This is a genomic window from Bacillus sp. TH30, from assembly GCF_016650875.1.
Classification (GTDB): Bacteria; Bacillota; Bacilli; order Bacillales; family Bacillaceae_G; genus Bacillus_A; species Bacillus_A mycoides.
On sequence record NZ_JAEKEY010000002.1, the window covers coordinates 1,077,428 to 1,096,598 of the forward strand.

The 19,171-nt window shown below is 34.6% G+C and carries 18 protein-coding genes; 6 read left to right on the top strand and 12 right to left on the bottom strand.

Features of this window, described 5'->3' with window-relative positions; all coding sequences use genetic code 11:
* Positions 1 to 157: 157 nt before the first annotated feature.
* The 10 genes from resC to JFU20_RS07725 form a co-directional block, all read right to left on the bottom strand.
* Positions 158 to 1,315: a cytochrome c biogenesis protein ResC gene (resC, locus tag JFU20_RS07680; protein WP_002086653.1), complete on the bottom strand. Its 1,158-nt coding sequence runs from the start codon at positions 1,313 to 1,315 to the stop codon at positions 158 to 160.
* A gap of 18 nt (positions 1,316 to 1,333) precedes the next feature.
* The gene (resB, locus tag JFU20_RS07685) at positions 1,334 to 2,950 is read right to left on the bottom strand and encodes a cytochrome c biogenesis protein ResB (protein WP_201038512.1); all 1,617 of its coding nucleotides are present in this window, start codon (positions 2,948 to 2,950) and stop codon (positions 1,334 to 1,336) included.
* 124 nt (positions 2,951 to 3,074) lie between these two features.
* Positions 3,075 to 3,596, bottom strand: coding sequence for a thiol-disulfide oxidoreductase ResA (resA, locus tag JFU20_RS07690; RefSeq protein ID WP_000742208.1), 522 nt, complete (start codon positions 3,594 to 3,596; stop codon positions 3,075 to 3,077).
* Positions 3,597 to 3,702: 106 nt separating this feature from the next.
* Positions 3,703 to 4,431: a 23S rRNA pseudouridine(2605) synthase RluB gene (gene rluB, locus JFU20_RS07695; RefSeq protein ID WP_002011753.1), complete on the bottom strand. Its 729-nt coding sequence runs from the start codon at positions 4,429 to 4,431 to the stop codon at positions 3,703 to 3,705.
* Between the two features lie 288 nt (positions 4,432 to 4,719).
* Complete coding sequence (gene spmB, locus JFU20_RS07700) at positions 4,720 to 5,250, bottom strand: spore maturation protein SpmB (RefSeq protein WP_002086660.1); 531 nt, start codon at positions 5,248 to 5,250, stop codon at positions 4,720 to 4,722.
* Entirely contained in the window at positions 5,247 to 5,843 is a 597-nt protein-coding gene (spmA, locus tag JFU20_RS07705) for a spore maturation protein SpmA (RefSeq protein WP_000247803.1), read from the bottom strand. The genes spmB and spmA overlap by 4 nt, the downstream gene beginning before the upstream one ends.
* Positions 5,836 to 6,960 (bottom strand): D-alanyl-D-alanine carboxypeptidase DacB, encoded by a 1,125-nt coding sequence (gene dacB, locus JFU20_RS07710; RefSeq protein WP_201038513.1) that lies wholly within the window; start codon positions 6,958 to 6,960, stop codon positions 5,836 to 5,838. Before dacB ends, spmA begins: the two co-directional genes overlap by 8 nt.
* Before the next feature lie 111 nt (positions 6,961 to 7,071).
* Complete coding sequence (locus tag JFU20_RS07715; protein ID WP_002011748.1) at positions 7,072 to 7,986, bottom strand: superoxide dismutase; 915 nt, start codon at positions 7,984 to 7,986, stop codon at positions 7,072 to 7,074.
* 106 nt (positions 7,987 to 8,092) lie between these two features.
* Positions 8,093 to 8,584 carry a YpuI family protein gene (locus JFU20_RS07720; RefSeq protein ID WP_002166080.1) on the bottom strand — a complete coding sequence of 164 codons (492 nt, stop codon included), beginning with the start codon at positions 8,582 to 8,584 and terminating at the stop codon, positions 8,093 to 8,095.
* Positions 8,585 to 8,606: 22 nt separating this feature from the next.
* Positions 8,607 to 8,996 carry a hypothetical protein gene (locus JFU20_RS07725; RefSeq protein ID WP_002011745.1) on the bottom strand — a complete coding sequence of 130 codons (390 nt, stop codon included), beginning with the start codon at positions 8,994 to 8,996 and terminating at the stop codon, positions 8,607 to 8,609.
* A 186-nt stretch (positions 8,997 to 9,182) separates the two neighbouring features.
* On the opposite strand from JFU20_RS07725, the gene mprF reads away from it, so the two are divergent.
* On the top strand, positions 9,183 to 11,768 hold the full coding sequence (gene mprF, locus JFU20_RS07730) for a bifunctional lysylphosphatidylglycerol flippase/synthetase MprF (RefSeq protein WP_002011743.1): 2,586 nt from the start codon (positions 9,183 to 9,185) through the stop codon (positions 11,766 to 11,768).
* Between the two features lie 4 nt (positions 11,769 to 11,772).
* Here mprF and JFU20_RS07735 read toward each other — a convergent pair whose 3' ends face one another.
* Complete coding sequence (locus JFU20_RS07735) at positions 11,773 to 12,567, bottom strand: hypothetical protein (RefSeq protein WP_002011742.1); 795 nt, start codon at positions 12,565 to 12,567, stop codon at positions 11,773 to 11,775.
* A gap of 173 nt (positions 12,568 to 12,740) precedes the next feature.
* Between JFU20_RS07735 and deoD the strand changes: the two genes are divergently transcribed.
* The 4 genes from deoD to JFU20_RS07755 all read left to right on the top strand — a co-directional run bounded on the left by deoD (position 12,741) and on the right by JFU20_RS07755 (position 16,414).
* On the top strand, positions 12,741 to 13,448 hold the full coding sequence (gene deoD / locus JFU20_RS07740; protein WP_000110704.1) for a purine-nucleoside phosphorylase: 708 nt from the start codon (positions 12,741 to 12,743) through the stop codon (positions 13,446 to 13,448).
* A gap of 201 nt (positions 13,449 to 13,649) precedes the next feature.
* Complete coding sequence (locus tag JFU20_RS07745) at positions 13,650 to 15,461, top strand: sensor histidine kinase (RefSeq protein ID WP_201038514.1); 1,812 nt, start codon at positions 13,650 to 13,652, stop codon at positions 15,459 to 15,461.
* A 107-nt stretch (positions 15,462 to 15,568) separates the two neighbouring features.
* A complete protein-coding gene (locus JFU20_RS07750; RefSeq protein WP_000806230.1) occupies positions 15,569 to 16,099 on the top strand; it encodes a tyrosine-type recombinase/integrase in 531 nt (176 codons plus the stop codon).
* 120 nt (positions 16,100 to 16,219) lie between these two features.
* On the top strand, positions 16,220 to 16,414 hold the full coding sequence (locus tag JFU20_RS07755) for a DUF3924 family protein (protein ID WP_002011737.1): 195 nt from the start codon (positions 16,220 to 16,222) through the stop codon (positions 16,412 to 16,414).
* Positions 16,415 to 16,782: 368 nt separating this feature from the next.
* On the opposite strand, the gene JFU20_RS07760 is transcribed toward JFU20_RS07755, so the two are convergent.
* Entirely contained in the window at positions 16,783 to 17,628 is an 846-nt protein-coding gene (locus JFU20_RS07760; RefSeq protein WP_002166082.1) for a DUF72 domain-containing protein, read from the bottom strand.
* A 160-nt stretch (positions 17,629 to 17,788) separates the two neighbouring features.
* Here JFU20_RS07760 and JFU20_RS07765 point away from each other — a divergent pair, with 160 nt between their 5' ends.
* The gene (locus JFU20_RS07765; RefSeq protein WP_002126365.1) at positions 17,789 to 19,054 is read left to right on the top strand and encodes an ATP-binding protein; all 1,266 of its coding nucleotides are present in this window, start codon (positions 17,789 to 17,791) and stop codon (positions 19,052 to 19,054) included.
* Positions 19,055 to 19,171: the final 117 nt, after the last annotated feature.

The window sequence follows — 19,171 nt, forward strand, 5'->3', positions numbered from 1 at the left end:
TTTTTTCCAAAACTATGTATTTTTTTTGAACAGTATATTTGGTCCTCGACATCATTTTACAGAATCAACCGCTACTTTGTCATGTTTTTCTCAAAAAAGAAGAAAATTTGACAAAAATAAAATAGGAAAGTGACATACACTCTCCTATTTTATTTCTCTATGCATATGAATGTAAACCCGCGATAATTAAGTTTACTACAATAAAGTTAAACATAATGATTGCAAAACCAATCACTGCAAGCCAGGCGGATTTTTCTCCATGCCATCCTTTAGATAAACGTAAATGTAATACCGCAGCATAAAAGAGCCAAGTAATAAGCGCCCAAACTTCTTTTGGATCCCAACCCCAAAAGCGCGTCCAAGCGATTTGAGCCCAGATCATTGCAAAGATTAATGCTCCTAATGTAAACACCGGGAATCCTATCGCAATAGAACGATATCCGATTTCATCTAATAAATCACTATTCGTATTCTTTACTAACGGCTGAAGTGCCGCTGACACTCGCTTACGTAAAACAAGTCTTAATATAATATAAAGTAGCGTTCCCACTAACACTGACCAAATAACAGTATTTAATTTTTTCGCATTTACAATCGCTGGAACTTCAACTGTTGGCTCTAATTTATTTTCTGTCATTAACTTCCCTTCATGCGGTCCAACTAAGGCAGGGAGATTATACTTCATTTCAACTTGTTGTTCATTTTTATCAATCCATTGAAACTTCGCTTCGTATTTCATACTAGAAAATACCGTTGTTATTCCAATAAACCCAACTGTACAAACAAGTGTGAAAACTACTGTCTCTAACCAAAATGTACGCTTACTTCTTGTTGATTGATCTACATTTTTCAGTAAATACATTACGCCTGTAATAAAACTAATTGCTAATATTGCTTGTCCCGCTGCCGCTGTCGTTACATGAATATGTAGCCAATTACTCTTTAAAGATGGTATAAGCGGCGAAATTTCTCTCGGGAACATACTTGCATAAGCGATTAATAAAAGAGCTACCGGTAAAGCAAATAAACCAATAATACTTACACGATATACAAAGTACATAATGATAAAAGCTCCCACAAGCATCATGCCAAAAAATGTACCAAATTCAAAAAAGTTACTAACCGGTGCATGTCCTGATGCGATCCATCTTGTAACAAAATATACTATTTGTGCAATAAACCCCAAAATTGTTATAGTTATACCTATATTTGCCCACTTGTTACCTTTTTCTTTAATTGCTCCTCCAAAAAATAAAGTTGCAATTAAATATAAGATAAACGCCGCGAACAGAAAATTACTACTTATTTGTACCATGTCGTTTCCCCACCTTAACTAATTTTTTTCATTCATTTTATCGTGTGGTTGTGGAATCGCTGTTCCTTCTAGTACTCTTTCAATATCTTTCTTTAAGCCGAACCAATTTTTATTCGTATGGCCTGCAACCCACCATTCATCATTAACACGTTGTATCCAAATACGGCGATGGTTCCAATACATACCTTGAATCACACCAACCATAAATATAAATCCTCCAATACCGAGAATCCAAAGCGTCAAATCTTTTCTTACTGTAAGAGCTGTTGCATTTTGCATTTCCACACCTGCAAATGACATTTTATATTTATTATTCCCGTCAGGCTCTATGTTTTGCTGAATACCGACGAAACTAACTTCACCATCTGGTGTTTCCGGGGTAAACATTTTAAAGACGAATGCAGGATTATTCGGTAATTTTGTTTTCGTATTCGGCCTTCCATTCTCATCAAAATAAAAATCAGGAAAATAGCTTAATAGTTCTAGAGAATACCCATTTCCTAAATCATATTTTTCTGTAGGATTCGCTAAATCTACTTTAATCGGTCCCAACTTTTGATTATTTTCTTTGTTTTGCAAATGGAAAGACATGCTTTTAAATTCACTTTCTTTGTAATCCACTTGATAAACAGCAAATTGATCAAATTTCAGTGGCTCATTCACTCGAATTTCAGCTTCTTTTACCTTTTCTAATTTTGGTTTTTGACCCGCTATATTTTCTCCTACCGCTTTATATAATACAGCATTTGTTTGGAAGTTTTTCGCAATCAATTTATCACCAACACGATCAATTGCTTCATCAAAAACTTCTTTATCCTTACTCTTATCATAAACTTCCTTGATAAACTTTTCGTTTTTCAAATAGTATTGACCATCTGTTCCTGGTATTTCTTTCGTTTCACCGTCACGTAACCAAAGCGCTTCATCTACATACATACTCGGTAAAAAACGTAGCATTGCACCGAATAGAAAGATAATAAGACCAATATGGTTTACATATGGACCCCAACGTGAAAAACGTCCCTTTTCCGCTAAAACGTTTCCGTCTTCCACTTTCACGTTATAGTTTCTTTTCTTTAAATTCTTTTGCACTCTTTCCAAGTCACCATCTTGCGGAGTACCAGTCCCGTATAATCTTTGTCTCTTTAAAAAGCTAGGATGTCTTTTTACCCCTTGTTTTTTTAAAGCTTTATAAAGGGGAATAACACGGTCTAAACTACATATCACAAGTGAAATACCGATAGAAGCAATTAAAATCATGTACCACCATGAACCGTATAAATTATTAAATCCTAATTGATAGTATAATTGTCCTAAAAATCCATACTCGGTCTTATAATATTCAGCTGGTTCGATTCCTGGAGTTATGTACATTTCTTGGGGAAAGATAGTTCCTATTGCCGATGCAGCTAAAGTTATTACGATTAACCATACACCTACTTTTACAGAAGAGAAAAAACTCCAAATTTTATCGACTATCGTTTTTGTATGTGTGAGAGATCTCCGAGCACTCCCCTCATATCTCATATCCAATAATTTTATATTTTCATTACTTTCAAATGGTTTCCCACATGCTTCACAAAAAATGGTTCCTATCGGATTAACATGTCCACATTCACACTTAATTTCTTTCAAAGCTCTCACCGCCCTTTTATCTATATGTACTATTGTATATTCCAGCTCAGAGTTACCGCAATACTCAGAATTTTTAAAGCGAAGGCGCTATACGTAAGCACCTCTTATGTAAAGGCTTTCTTTATTACGGAGTAATTTTCTTTAAATAGCCTTCTAACTGTTCTTTCGTTTGTTCACCTATAATTTGCTCCACTACTTTTCCATCTTTATCAATCAAAAAGCTTGTCGGTAATGGACCTACTCCATATGTGCCTATGATTTTTGTTCCTTTATCAATGGCAACTGGGAATTTTAAATCATATTGTTTCACAAAGTTCTTAACAGCAATATCTGTTTCATCTGCATCTAACGCAATAATTTCAACGCCTTTTTCTTTATACTTTGGATATAATTCATTCATATAAGGCATTTCTTTTTCACAAGGTTTACACCAAGTTCCCCAAAAGTTTAAAAATACACCTTTACCCTTTAAGTCCTTTAATTCAATTTTCTTTCCTTCCAAATCCGTCACAACAAAATTAGGTGCTTCTTTCCCAATTTGCATTTTCTCTTTATCAGTGAAAAACCCTTGATAAAGTGTAAATCCTACAGCACCGCTTAAAATGAGCAGAATGATAACACGAAATAATAAGCGATTTTTCTTCATCTTTTCTCCCCTCTCCTCGGTAAATGGTATGTATTCTTTTCTGTAAATGTTGTATTGAATAAATCACCAGCAGAGCACTCCACTGGTGAAATTTTAACTCTATAGCTTATCTTGGCTTTGTAGAAGCAAGTGCGCGTAATTGTTTTACCTCATGTGGTGTCAATTCTCTTGCATCACCAGGTCGCAAACTACCCACTTCTAAAAAGGCATAACGTTCACGTTTTAATTTCACTACTTTACAGTCTAACGCTTCAAACATGCGACGTACTTGACGGTTACGTCCTTCATGAATCGTTAATTGTACAATTGCCATCTCTTTACGCTTGTCCCAAGAAATAATTTTCGCTTGTGCTGGTGCTGTTTTCCCATCTTCTAATGCAACACCTCGTTCTAACATGCGAATTTTCTCACCTGTTAATGGCCCTTTAATTTTCGCAACATACGTTTTTTCAACTTTATATCTCGGATGCATTAATACATTTGCAAATTCACCATCATTTGTCATCAATAATACGCCAGACGTATCATAATCTAAGCGTCCGATTGGGAATAAACGTTGTCTAATTTCAGGGAAAAAGTCTGTTACAACATTTCTTCCTTTATCATCTGATACACTTGAAATTACACCAGTTGGTTTATATAGTAAAAAATAAACAGGTTCTTCTTTTTCAAGAGGGATGTTATTTACTTCCACTTTATCTTGAGGAGTTACTTTTGTTCCTAACTCCTTCACTATTTTCCCATTAACTTTCACTTTCCCTTGCTGAATTAATTCCTCAGCCTTTCTTCTCGATGCAATACCTGCTTGCGCAATCACTTTTTGTAATCGTTCCATTTCTTTTTTTCACCTCAAATTTATCTTACCTTACATTAGAAAGACTTGGCAACCGCCTAAGCTTTATGCCATTTACTTCGCCTATCTTTAACAACATAGCAATGATGATAAACGTCTAAAGGCATATCACGTTTTCACCCTTTATTATTGTTTACACTTTTTCATGTTGTCCACGATAAAAGTTCATCATTTTGTCAAAAACACCGCATAAAAAAACCACTATTAAACTACACGTTAATAGTGGTCGTATACGTATTATAAGCTAAATAGCGCAAAAAATGAATAGCATTACCGAAACAATAGGGAAACAAACACAATTGAACAAATAATTCCGATTAAATCTGCAAAAAGTCCTACCTTTAATGCATCTCCCATTTTTCTAATACCGACAGCCCCAAAGTATACTGTTAATATATAAAAAGTCGTATCTGTGCTACCTTGCATCGTTGAAGCTAACCTACCAATAAACGAGTCTGGCCCATATGTAGCGATTAAGTCGGTCGTAATACTTAAACCAGCAGATCCCGAAATCGGACGTATAAGTGCAAGTGGAACGATTTCGGCTGGTACATGAATAAAGTCTAACATCGGCTTCATTACCGATATCATCGCATCTAAAGCACCTGATGCCCGGAAAATAGAAATAGATACAAGCATTCCAACCATAAACGGCAAAATGGAAACCGCAATTTGAATCCCTTCTTTTCCGCCCTCAACGAACGATTCATACGTCGGCACTTTCTTTATCGTGCCATACAAAAGGATAAAACCGATTACACAAGGGATTACCCATAATGAAATGGTATTTACAATACTCATTTTTTCCGCCCCTTTCTACTCCTTCTTCGGTAAAAATAGCGGTCAATCCAGATTGCTCCAATCATAGAGAGTACTTGTGCAATGAATGTTACGCCAACGATTTCAGTAGGATTCGCTGATTCATAAGTCATTCGAATTGAAATGACGGTCGTAGGAATTAATGTGATAGCTGATGTATTTAATGCTAGAAACGTCACCATAGAGCGACTGGCCGAATCCTTCCCTCCATTTAACTCTTTCAGTTGTTCCATCGCTTTAATACCAAGAGGGGTTGCTGCATTACCTAACCCGAAAAAGTTCGCCATCATATTTGATAGAATAAATCCCATTGACGGATGATCCTTCGGTATTTCTGGAAACAATCTTTTTACTATCGGCATAAAAAGTGTAACTAACTTCTTTAACAACCCGGCTTCCTCTGCAATTTTCATTAAACCAAGCCAAAATACTAAAACACTAATAAGTCCTATACATATTGTTACCGCGTCTTTTGACCCTTCAAATACAGCTTTAGTTACTTCTTCCATTGTTCCATTTATCATGGCATATACAATCCCTATGACCGCCATCGCTGCCCATACGAGATTAACCATCTATCCCAACACCTATCATGTGAGAAAAAATTTCTTTCACATTATTCCAGTACATTCCCGTTGTAGCTACTAACTTTCGTTTACTGTAAAACAAATTTCGTTCTCCAACTTTCTCGTTTCCTACATAAATTTCTGTCTTCCCAATCTTTACTCCATCAGTAAGTTTTGCACTTTTATCGAACTCAACTTTCAATAACACACTCTTTCTTTCCTCTTCAGTTAAAGGAACAGAAAAACTATTTTTCGTATAAACATGATTGGCATATTTCTTTTCATTTATTTCAGCGAGTGCGCCTTGTCCTAAAACTTTCGCTTGCTTATAGCGTTCAAATCCTTTATCAAACAAATTCATATGATCATCCCAGTCACTAGAAGCACTCAAAGTTACGACAATTAAATCTAGTCCATCTTTTGAAGCTGTTGTGACAAGCGTCCGTCCTGCTTTCTTCGTAAAACCTGTCTTTCCCCCTGTTGCAAATTCATAATAGGATGTCACAAGCTTATGTTTATTTTTCCACGGATAATCCCATGAATCTGATTTATACGTTTTTGTGCCAAAAATCCCCTTAAAGGTCTCGTTCCCCATTGCATATTTCGTTAATAGTGCCATATCATAGGCCGAAGAGTAATGTGATCCATCTCCATCCAAACCATGAGGATTTGAGAAGTGAGTATCTTTCATTCCAATTTGTTTCGCCTTTTCATTCATTAAATATACGAACCCCTCTATACTCCCTCCCACATTTTCAGCAATTACTTGCGCTGCGTCATTACCTGATCTAAGCATAAGTCCGTATACTAAATCCTCTAGCTTCACTTTCTGTCCAGGCTTTAAATAAATTGCCGATCCTTCCACCCTGACTGCTTCATTACTAACTGCTACCATTTCTTTCATTTTTCCTGATTCAGCAGCTAACAAGGCTGTCATAATTTTTGTTATACTAGCAATTTTTTGTGGCTCATGTTCTGCTTTTCCGTATAATACACGACCAGAACCTTGCTCCATTAATACAGCATTTCGAGCACTGACATTGCTGTTCATCTTTGCATATGTAGGAATCGGCATAACGCTTGCGTACATAATAAGAAGCGTAATGATTACACAAATTCGTCTCATATTTCCCCCACGTCCTTTTGGCACTTTTTGTACAAGTGTATGCTTGGCCTTTTAAAATATGAACGAAATCTTCCTGCTGCTTCCATTAAAAAAGACGCAGGAAATTTGCGTCTAATATGGTGTCCATTCAATTTGTTTCGCAGTTTCAAATCTTTTTTCTACATCAGGCCAATTTACAACATTCCACCAGTTTTTAATATATTCATCTTTTCGATTTTGGTATTGTAAATAATACGCATGTTCCCATACATCTAGTACAAGGAGCGGTATCGTATCCCATTGTGTAAACAATTGGTGAAGTGTACTCTGCAAAATTTCTAACCTTCCAGATCGGGGGACCCAAACGAGAATCGCCCAGCCTGAACCTTCTACTTTAGAAGCTGCTTCTGTGAAATGTTTTTGAAAACGTAAAAAACTTCCGAAATCTTGCTCAATTTGTTGTGAAAAAGCCCCTCTCGGACTTCCACCACCATCTTTTTTCATGTTATTCCAAAATATCGTGTGTAAGTAATGACCTGATCCATGAAAAGCCGCTTCTCTTTCCCAATGCTTAATTAAATCAAATTGATTTGTTTTTCTCGCTTCTTCCATCATCTTCTCTGCTTTATTTAATCCTTCCACGTAACTACGATGGTGTTTATCATGGTGTAACATCATAATTTCTCGTGAAATGTACGGTTCTAGCGCATTATATGGATAAGGTAATGGTGGAAGGGTATGCCCCCCAATCGGAACAGCTCGTTCGCTATCCCCTCTTTCACATAGTTCATATTCCTCTCCTTCTTGCATAAATACTTCCTGTAAATGGTGTTGAATATGTTCTACATCATCACTTATTTCATACATAAACTCGGCATCTGTGTCGTATTCATGCTCTTTCATACGCTCTAATAACGTTTGAATTTTATAAGCAAGCATATGGACATCATACACTTCCATTGCACGGCTATCTAATACTTGAAGAACACTTTCACACCAGCTTTCTACTTCATGAAAGTAATCTGTAAATACACCTTGCTGACTCATGTCACACCTCCTTGATGCTATCCACTTTAACTATATTCAATTAAAATCCCTTATATAACTGGACAAAAGGAAAAGAAGCTAAGTTTCCTTAGCTTCTTTTCCTTAATTAATATTTGTGCAACATTTTTGTTTGGTAATCTGTCTCATAATATTCTAGTTCTTCACGCATCAATTGAAATTTCCCTTCTAAATCCTTCATTATTCGTTCTATAGAACCAGGGGGGATTTGCTGAAAAACAATAGAATTTTTCCCTGTATAAGCAGAACGACTATTTTCATACCAATGATCATTCTTTGGCGAAAAAAACTCTGCAATTACTTGATGGTAAATCTTATATAAAACTGTTTCAGCTGCGGTCTTTCGAAATGGTTGGCTATTCAGCAAAACAAAACATGCATCAAGTCCTTCTTCACAAAAAACAAGAAGTCTTCTTATTGACGCTAATATCCCTTTATAATATTGCTCGTTTCCTGTTGGTGTCTCCTCCAATAAAGAAGGTAACGTATGATAATTTACATAATTAGTTATCAAGGAAATTACATCTTCTAAAAATATAGAAACTTGTTCTGTTTGATTTTCAACCATCAAATTAGACATGGCTTCTCTCTCCTTTGCCGTTTTACGCTATTTCTACTCTCTTATTTTTATGTAATTCAGCTAATATTTCTTGTACTTTCACCACTGTTCCCTCATCAAAGTATCGTTGAAATTCTGTTACTTCATTGAGATACAAGCGCTTCTGCGCGCGTAGCTCTTTATCTTTCACTAAACAAGCGATCGCTACAATATCTCGTAAATATACGTCTTGTTCTTCTACTTTATAAACTGGATTTCCTTCAAAAGGGATAATTTCTTGTAAAATTTCTTCAAAATATCGAACATATAAGACAGAAAAGGTTTTCTCTTGATTATTTAATATATATGTTACTTCAGATCTATTAAAAAAATCTTCTGATGTATTCGGTTTTGCTTTTTCTAACTCATATCCTGCATAACCTATTATAATCATCTACTTCCCCTCTCTTCCTTCTTTCACCTTATCTTAACTCAATTTTCTAATAAACGAAATATTCTTTTAAATATAGCCTATATAAAAAATAGCTTCCCTATACAGGAATTTACCTTTTTATTTTTCTTGAAGTTTGTCATAATAATATTATTGTCTCAGTTTTCTTACACAAGGAGAGTTGTATTTATGTCGTTTTCATGGAAACGTTTCTTACAAATCGGGAAAATAATCTTCCCATTTGTTGTCTTAACAATTGTTTTCTTTCAAGCTAAAAAAGAATTAGCAGGCATTTCTTTTTTAGAAGCAATTGAAACAATTAAAAACATTCCAACTGGTGGGGTATTTTTAGCGATTACACTCGGTGCATTTGCCGTTTCAACAATGTTCTTTTATGACTTTGTTATGCTTCGTTACTTAAAAGCAGATATACCTGTACAAAAGATCTTCCGCATCTCATGGATTGCCAACACTTTAAATGGATTTATCGGTTTTGGTGGTCTTGTTGGTGCCGGTGTACGTACAATGCTATATCGTCCGCATATAAAAGATAATGGAAAACTTATTAAAAGTATTGCTTGGATGACAACCGCTTTTATTAATGGATTAGCCATTCTGTCATTCCTCGGCCTTATTGGAATATTAGACACTAGTTTTATTCTGCACGAAAAACCGTGGTTATGGCCTGTTCTTATCTTCTTTGCTCTTTTCGTTCCTATATATATTGGGTTTTCTAAAATTAAAAATAGAAAAACAAAACAGCTAGACGGACAAGAGGAAGAAGAAGAAGAGAAAAATCCAACTGTTTTATATTCATTAGTTTCATTAGTCGAGTGGGTATCTGCCGGTATCGTTATGTACGTCATTTTAATATTGTTTGGAATTGATATCGAATTTCAAAAGTTTTTAGGTGTTTACGTAATTGCTGCTTTAGCTGGTGTCGTAAGTCTTGTTCCTGGTGGCCTTGGTTCATTTGACCTTGTTTTCTTAACTGGACTAGGACAATACGGCGTTGATACAGGCGTATTACTACCTGCTATGTTATTATACCGACTTGTCTACTACATCTTACCATTCTGCCTAGGTCTCATTTTTGCAGCCTTTGAAATGACAGGAGCTGCCATAAAAAAAATTGAAGATAAACCATTTATTGCACCTGCGTTAGAAACAACTGGTGTAATTTGGACTTTACAACGTGATTTTTTAGGGAAATTAGGTTCATGGGCATCCGCCGCTTTAACAGTATTCGCTGGCTTAATGGTTATTCTATCAACAATTTTACCGACTAGTATAAATCGAGCTCACGCCTTACATATTTTAGCTCCAAAGCACCTTATTCAATTTTCTTTTAGCTTATCATTAACATTCGGTATTCTCCTCCTGATTCTTTCGCGAGGAATATATTATGGAACAAAGCGTTCTTACTATATGACGATTGTTTCTTTAATTGGAGCAGCAATCTTTAATACCCTAAAAGGAATTGATATTGAAGAAACCTTTATTTTATTAATCGTACTTGCTGTGTTGTATATGCTTCGTAAAAGATTTGTACGTGAGAAAATGGAAGTCTCTCTTTCTGACATCGTAAAAGTTTTTATCTTCTTATTACTCACGTTATATTTATATAAAAACTTAGGTATTTTATTTGCGGGTGCAAAAGAAGCATTCCAACCTGATTTTGTCGTTCGAAATATTACACAAGTTAAACGAAGTGCATTAGCAGCAGCCTTTTTCGTTCCTACTTTTTTACTTATCGGTTCACTAATTGCTAACCGTTACCGTAGTCAATTTCCCGGGCAACCAGCTAATGATAAAAGGTTAGAAAACTTCTTAGATGAACATGGCGGGAACGTACTTAGTCATTTAGGTTTTTTAGGAGATAAACAGTTCTTCTTCAGTAGTGACGGAAAAGCACTTCTTCTCTTTTCAATTACTGGAAAACGTCTTGTTGTACTAGGTGATCCAATTGGTGATCCATCCTCCTACCGCACTGTGTTGCAAGAGTTTTTAGCTGAAGCAGATCGATTTGGATATATTTGCGTATTCTATCAAATTGAAAGCAAATGGATGAGCTTATACCACGATTTCGGCTACAACTTCTTTAAACTTGGCGAAGAGGCTGTCGTTGATTTAAATGCGTTTACAATAACAGGAAAAAAACGTGCTGGTATGCGAGCTACTTTCAACCGTTTTGAACGAGAAGGTTATACATTCTCTATTCATAAGCCACCATTCTCAGACGAATTATACGAGGAATTAAAGAAAGTGTCTGATGCTTGGCTCGGCGGAAAAAAAGAGAAGGGATTTTCACTTGGGTACTTCGATCGTGAATATATTAGTCGTGCCCCTATCGCTACATTATCTGATGCAGAAGGAAAAATCATTGCATTCACAACCTTTATGCCAGTATATCAAAGTGGCATATTATCTGTTGATTTAATGCGTTATTATCCAGATGCACCTAGCGGAATTATGGATGCAATTTTTATCCACTTATTCCACTGGGCAAAAGAAAATGAATACCATTCCTTTAATATTGGTATGGCACCACTCTCAAATGTCGGTTTATCAACGCAATCGTTCTGGTCTGAACGAGTTGCTGCTGCAATATTTAATAACGTTCGTTACACATATAGCTTTAGCGGTTTACGACATTTTAAAGAAAAATACAAACCTGCATGGAGTGGAAAATATTTAGCATTTCGAAAGAATCATTCTTTACCAATTACAATGCTCTCTGTAACAAAATTAATAGGAAAACGAAAAAACAGCTAAGTACTTAGCTGTTTTTTCGTTTTTGCACTTGTATACTAAACTCCTTTTCATACTTCTTACCATTTATATAGAAATCCCCCCATATTTTATATGTTCCTTCTTCTGGAAAGGTAATACGATATTGTAATTGTTCATCCATATCAACAGGAATCGCATATAAAAAATGTTCCCTCGTTTCATCAACGATATATAGAGCGTCAACTTCTCCTCTTCCTGAATTTAATTTCAGCTTTTCTCCCTTTTTCGCTTGAAACTGAAATGTTAATGTCGTTGCCTCATTCGGATGTAATGCACCAAATAAAAGAGACACTTGATGCTCTCCTATATTTTTTGTAAGTACAGTATCGACAGGTAGCTTCTTTTTATTCTTGTCCTTATTTGTCTCCTTTTTTTCTTCACCAAAATCTTTCTTAGCAAATGATTCCACGGACTTGTTTTCATTTTCATACAAAAATATCGTGTACCCTTCACCTTTTGCTACATCTGAAGATAGCTTATACGATCCATTTCCAGCAAATATAGGCTTCGTTTGTTGTATGTTTTTCAAATTCCCATCCACTATCACTGCTCGAATTTGATCATTCACACCACGAACTTCATTATTCATTTTATTTAGCAATTGAAACGAAATATCGGCTTTTTCATTTCCCTTTTTATTTTTCACATCCCATTTCACTTCTTGAACATCTCCGGTCGTTTCTACAGTTTCTTGATATTTTTTTATGTAAAATCCTCCTGCCACAATAAGTATTAGTGCAATAAGCCCAATGACAAGATTTTTCAAAATATCACCTACCATTTTTATTGTCTTTATCCATGCAAAACCTCTTAAATATATATTCTAGATTATGATTTATGAAATCCTCCTCTTTTGCACATATTACAAATAAAAAAGATTTTAATTGAAAGGAGTCGTAGTGTATAATGCAAATGATATTGATTTCTATCAATACATTATAAGGAGGATTTTTCATGAGTGTACATATTGAAGCAAAACAAGGCGAAATTGCTGAATCTATTCTATTACCTGGTGATCCATTACGTGCAAAATATATTGCTGAAACATTTTTAGAGGATGTTACTTGTTATAATAACGTGCGTGGCATGTTAGGTTTCACTGGAACTTACAAAGGAAAGCGTGTATCTGTTCAAGGTACAGGCATGGGTGTTCCTTCTATTTCTATTTATGTAAACGAATTAATTCAAAGCTACGGAGTGAAAAATTTAATTCGTGTTGGGACATGTGGTGCAATTCAAAAAGATGTTAAGGTACGTGACGTTATTATTGCGATGACGGCTTGTACAGATTCTAATATGAATCGCTTAACATTCCCGGGTTTTGATTTTGCTCCTGCTGCAAACTTTGATCTTTTAAAGAAAGCCTACGATGCTGGAACAGAAAAAGGATTACACGTTCGTGTTGGTAACGTATTAACAGCAGATGTATTTTATCGTGAGAGCATGGACATGGTTAAAAAACTTGCAGATTACGGTGTATTAGCAGTAGAGATGGAGACGACTGCTCTTTACACATTAGCAGCTAAATATGGTGTAAATGCATTATCTGTATTAACAGTAAGCGACCATATCTTCACTGGTGAAGAAACAACATCTGAAGAGCGTCAAACTACATTTAACGAAATGATTGAAATCGCTTTAGATGCAGCAATTCAGCAATAGTACACTAAAGAACTCGTCATACGTCCGGCGAGTTCTTTTTTATGCTAAAATACTTCTATAGTCACTGTACCGTCTCTTTATGTGACTTTCTATAAAAAACTACTTTAGAGAGAGACAGATTTATCCCCTCTACTTTTTTGTAACCTTTGTTATAATTAAGAAATCATTTATATTACAGTATTTTTCATACGAGGTGAAACAGTGAAGAACAGAAGCATCGTCTTTAAACTATTTTTATTAACATCAACTTTATTTACAATCATATTTCTCCTTTTTTTCCTTGGACAATCTCTATTTTTAGAGAAGTTTTATATTAATAAAAAAATAAAAACCGTTCAAACGGCTTTTGAAAAATTCGTAGATAATTATGAAAAAAGCGACAAAAGTTTTGAGGAAATCAGAAAGCTAAAACAAGAATTTCACGATAAAACGAATGCTGAAATGCAATTTTTAGATTCTAACGGCATTATTAAAAGTGAAGACAATTACTACATTGAGGTAATTAACCCTAATAACAATAAAACCTATTCCATCCCACTTAATAATCTTTTAACACCCGAAGAATATAATAAATTCGAAAATTTAGGCTTAAAAAAAGAGGGCATGATTCACGTAGAGGGATTTTTACAAGATAATATAATAACGCCACTAGAACTGACGACTAATTATAATCGATGGCGAAATGAAAATGGCAATTCGGATTTTCAATCAATTAGTGGTAACCCCTCTAAAAATAGACTCACAAATCGATATAAAACTACGTCTCAGATCAGTTTTACCGGTGTGATATCTAAATTACATATCCCTTCCAAATCTGAGGTTCGCCTTGCAAATGATTTTGAAACATTACAAGCTGTTGAATATTTTGCAAGCACTATTAGACAAGGTACTTCTAATTCAAATCAATTAAACACGTATATTTTAGATAGTGGGGAAAATATAAAAAACAGTGTCTTTGTAAAGCCTATTATGGAAAACGGAAAAATTAAGGATTACGCTTTTGTGATAGCATCTTTACAACCTGTTAATGAAGCGATGCTCGTTTTAAAAGATTATTATGTCTATGCCTTAATTATCGTGTTTCTCGTTATTATTTTGTTATCCTTCTACTACTCAAAAATCATTGTTAAACCATTAATTAAGATAAATCGTGTTACAAAAAAAATGGCCAACTTTGATTTTAGCGAGAAGTTACCTGTTACGGCAGACGATGAAATTGGCGGGTTATCAAGTGGTATTAATACACTCTCTGTAAATTTAAAAGATCGAATCGACCGATTAAATGTTGCCAATACAAAATTACAACAAGATATTGAACGCGAACGTCAATTGGAAAAAACGAGAAAAGAATTCATTTCTGGTGTATCTCATGAATTAAAAACACCACTTAGTGTTATTCGTAGCTTCGCTGAAGGTATTCAAGATGGCGTAAGTAAAGATACGACATATTATACAAATGTTATTTTGGAAGAGACAGATAATATGAACAGGCTCATTGTTGAAATGTTAGAATTAGCAAAACTAGAATCAGGTACGTACAAACTAGAAATGTCGACATTCTCGATCGGTGAATTAATTCAACAAGTCTATACAAAATTATTATTTAGCATGGAGGAAAAACATTTACAAGTGAACATCCATGCTGACTCTTCTCTATTTGTTAAAGCAAATCGTAGCCGTATTGAGCAAGTCGTTGTAAACTTACTTAGCAATGCAATTCGATATACTCCAGATGGTGAAAAAATACACGTCTCTGTTATAGAAACGGAAGATACAGTGAAAATCAAAATTGAAAACACAGGTAATCCTATTCCAGAAGAAAGCCTTGAAAAAATTTGGGATCGCTTCTACCGTTTAGACGCTTCTCGTAGCCGTCATACTGGAGGTACTGGCCTTGGGTTATCCATTGTAAAAAATATTTTAGATCTCCATCACGCTGAATACGGCGTGTATAATACTACTAATAGCGTTGTATTTTATTTTAATTTACAAAAAGTAAAAGAAGTCAAATAATTTGTCTTAATTTCACTAGGAGTTCACATGAAATTCACACTCTCCCTTTATAGTAAGAAACAAGTTAATCCTTTCCTTTACACATATAAAAGAGGAGAGTGCGTGAAATGAAACAAGCAGGACAACCTATTCAAAATGAAAAACAATTAGAAACTATCAAAAATATACTTTTACAATCTTCGAAACGTGATGGCTTATTATTCGTATTAGCTGTAAATTCTGGCTTAAAAGTAAGTGAAATCTTACAATTAAAAGTTAGTGATGTAATCGATGAAGACGAAAATGTTCGCCATTCCATTTTATTTTACAATGAAAAAGTAAAGAAACATAAATGGTTTGCTGTAAATGAAGACTTACAGCACGCAATCGAAGACTACATGAAAGAACGTAAAACTTGGAAACGTAATGAACCATTATTAAAGTCTCAAAAAGGAACAAAGTCTATTACGAGACAACATGCATGGTACATTTTAAACAAAGCTGCAAAAGAAGTTGGATTAGAAGGGATTAGCTCACATACACTTCGAAAAACTTGGGGCTATTGTGCATACAAATCAGGTGTTGATATTGCATTTTTACAACACTTCTTTGATCACAGTACTCCATCCAAAACTTTAAAGTATATCGGTATTGCTTAATAACTCTTATACATAAAAAGGTTACCATTTGTAAATTTGGTAACCTTTTTTATGTTTCATATTCTCTTTTCTTGTCTCTCCTATACTGTAGTGGTACTCTAATAGTAAGGGGGAGAAATTATGAACACATTAACAATTGAATTACCGAAAGAAACGGCTGAAAAACTTGATTTATTAAAGAAATCTTATGAAAAGAAAACAGGTGCTACAATTTCTGAAAGCACTCTCGTTCAAACACTTATCTCAAAGGAATTTATCCAAGCGATAACTCCTTTTGATTTACAACAAATCATCAATGGAAAAGAACAGCAGTAATTGCTGTTCTTTTTTTATTACTATTTAAAATATAAAGTGAAACTTTAATCAGTGGGGGTTTTGTTCATCCCCCACTGATTATTAGCCTTCACCAATCGGGCGTTTACGGGCAGCAGGGCTCCCACCTAACTTCTTTACTCCAGCCGAATTTTGAGGTAGGAGTTTTACTGCCGTAAATAGCGGGATAAAAAGTTTTTTATTTATTTTCCGAAAAACTATTGACTATGATAATGATAACCATTATCATTTATTATGAAGCCAACAATTGATGAATCAACCAAACGCTCAGTAACATTGTTACCCCTCTTTTTCATATAGAAAGGCACTGTACATTCCCCCTGTTTGTACAGTGCCTTTCTTGTTTATCATCATTCAAACAAATTTAATTGCTCAGGCTTCGGCTCACCATATGTAATGTTCATCATTTTCATAAGCTGTTTCGCATTATCCGCTGCATCTCCGCCCGAATTATTATTAAACAATACAAATATATCCTTCGTCTTCTTTTTCAATCGCTCTAATCGTTCTACCCATTCCGCCAATTCTTTACTATTATAACGATATAGACAGCGAACCGCTCTCCAATTTTCTCCTTTATCCAGCCAACCATGAATATTTCGGCCATGAAAACGTATTAACGCCATGTCCGAGTTTGTTGCCTCTAATATAAGCGGTACTGATCCTATTCCAGCCTGAGGCTCATCGCAAATTGTATGAATCCAGTTTTCTTTTTCTAAAAACTGTAACGTCTTATCTCTCATTTCTGGATAAAACCATGTTTGATTTCGAAATTCTATTGCACATGGTAAATCTTCCATTTTTTCTTTCGTGTATCGAAGTAAATCTACATTTTTCACTTTACAATCAAACCATGGTGGATATTGAAATAAAATCATTTTTAATTTATTTGCTTCTATTAAAGGAAGAATGGATTGTTTATACACATCAAACATCTCATCGAACGTAGAAAAAGGGATTTCCCCTTTCATATGTCCTGTCATTCCTTGATAGGCTTTTACTATAAAAGAAAAATCTTTCGGCGTTTCCATCGCCCATTTTGTATAATTCCGCGCAGGTTGTATCGCATAAAATGAACTATCTACTTCCACAATGGGAAAATGTTCACTATAAGTTCGCAATTTATTTCTATTTTCATAGGGATTTATATATAAAGAATCATGATCTCCCCACCCTGTCACTCCAATGAAAAGCAAATATATCCCTCCCTTTTTAACTTCACCTTCTATCCATTCTACTCACTTCCCGGACATTTCAGCTAATCAATTTCATTAAGTAGCCCCTTCTTTAAGAGTATCCGTATAAAAATATGATATACTAAATGGAAGAATTTTTAAATTGAGGGGTTATTTATTTATGCTTCCAAACGATGATATTGTATCTCATGAAAAACGAATAGAAGAACTAGAAAATAAAGTGCGGTTATATGAAGAGCTTGTGAATCAATTACCACATCATTTCACATACAAAAATCCACATATTGGTTTACAAATAAAGAAAACGAGAACGACTCATTCCATTCAAAACATACAAAAAGAGAATAAAAAGGCTGATTTTCAACTTACTTGCGATTCATTATTTTTATTTGAACAACTTGAAACATACTTTGTTCATATTTTTGATGCTTTTTCACATCATGTCACCTTTGTTGATAGTAAAGGAAATATAACTTTATGTAATCAAGCTGCAGCAGATGATTTTGGTGTAGTACGAAATGATATAATTGGAAAGCCAATTCAACAATTACTAAACTTGCCAGAAGAACAAATTAAAGCGATTGAAACATTAAGAACAGGAACAGAAATATATAATGAAGAAGTGTTAGACAAAAACTATGGTATTTTAAACAATCGAATTATTCGGGATTATAACGGAGAGATTTTTAGAGTTATTAGTGTCTTCCATTATTTAAACACAGAACGTGATGCAGAAAAATTTTCATTAGCAGGACGAATCGCAGCTGGGATTGCTCATGAGGTACGAAATCCCCTTACAACGGTACGTGGATACTTGCAATTTCTACAAGATAACGTTTCTCCATCCAATAAAGAATTGTTTAAAAGTCTACTCATTCCTGAACTAGATCGTGCAAATAGTATTATCACAAAATTTTTAGCCATTTCAAAAACGCGTGAATTTACTAGAGAACCTTTTCCCATCAATACGTTTTTACGCGAATATATTCAACAACTACTTGCTAGTGAAGTTTTTTTACACAACATTTCTATTGACTATGAATTTTCTACGGAATTAGATGGTGTACTTGTCAATATCGATCGTCATGAACTTGTGCAAGTTTTTTTAAATTTATTTCAAAATGCTATCGATGCTCGAGGCGAAAGACCTCTTTCCATTCAAATCTCTAGTTATCGCCTAGATAACTTTGTTCGGATTACTTTCACAGATAACGGAACTGGGGTTCCTCCAGCTATTCAAGAATATATCTTTGATCCATTCTTCTCAACAAAAGATTCAGGAACAGGACTGGGCTTGTCAGTAACGAAGAAAATTATTCAAAATCATAACGGTACATTAAAAATGTCTAGTAATCAAAACGGTACAACTTTCACTATTTCTATTCCAATTTTACCTAAAGCGAACTATGAACGGATTAATCATTAAAAAGGTTGGGCTGTTCCACGAACTGCACGCAAATTGTTAGATATAATCTAACAATTTGCGTGCAGTTTTTTTATTCTAACCTATTCTTTTTTAACTCATATAAATCTTTCTCTATCT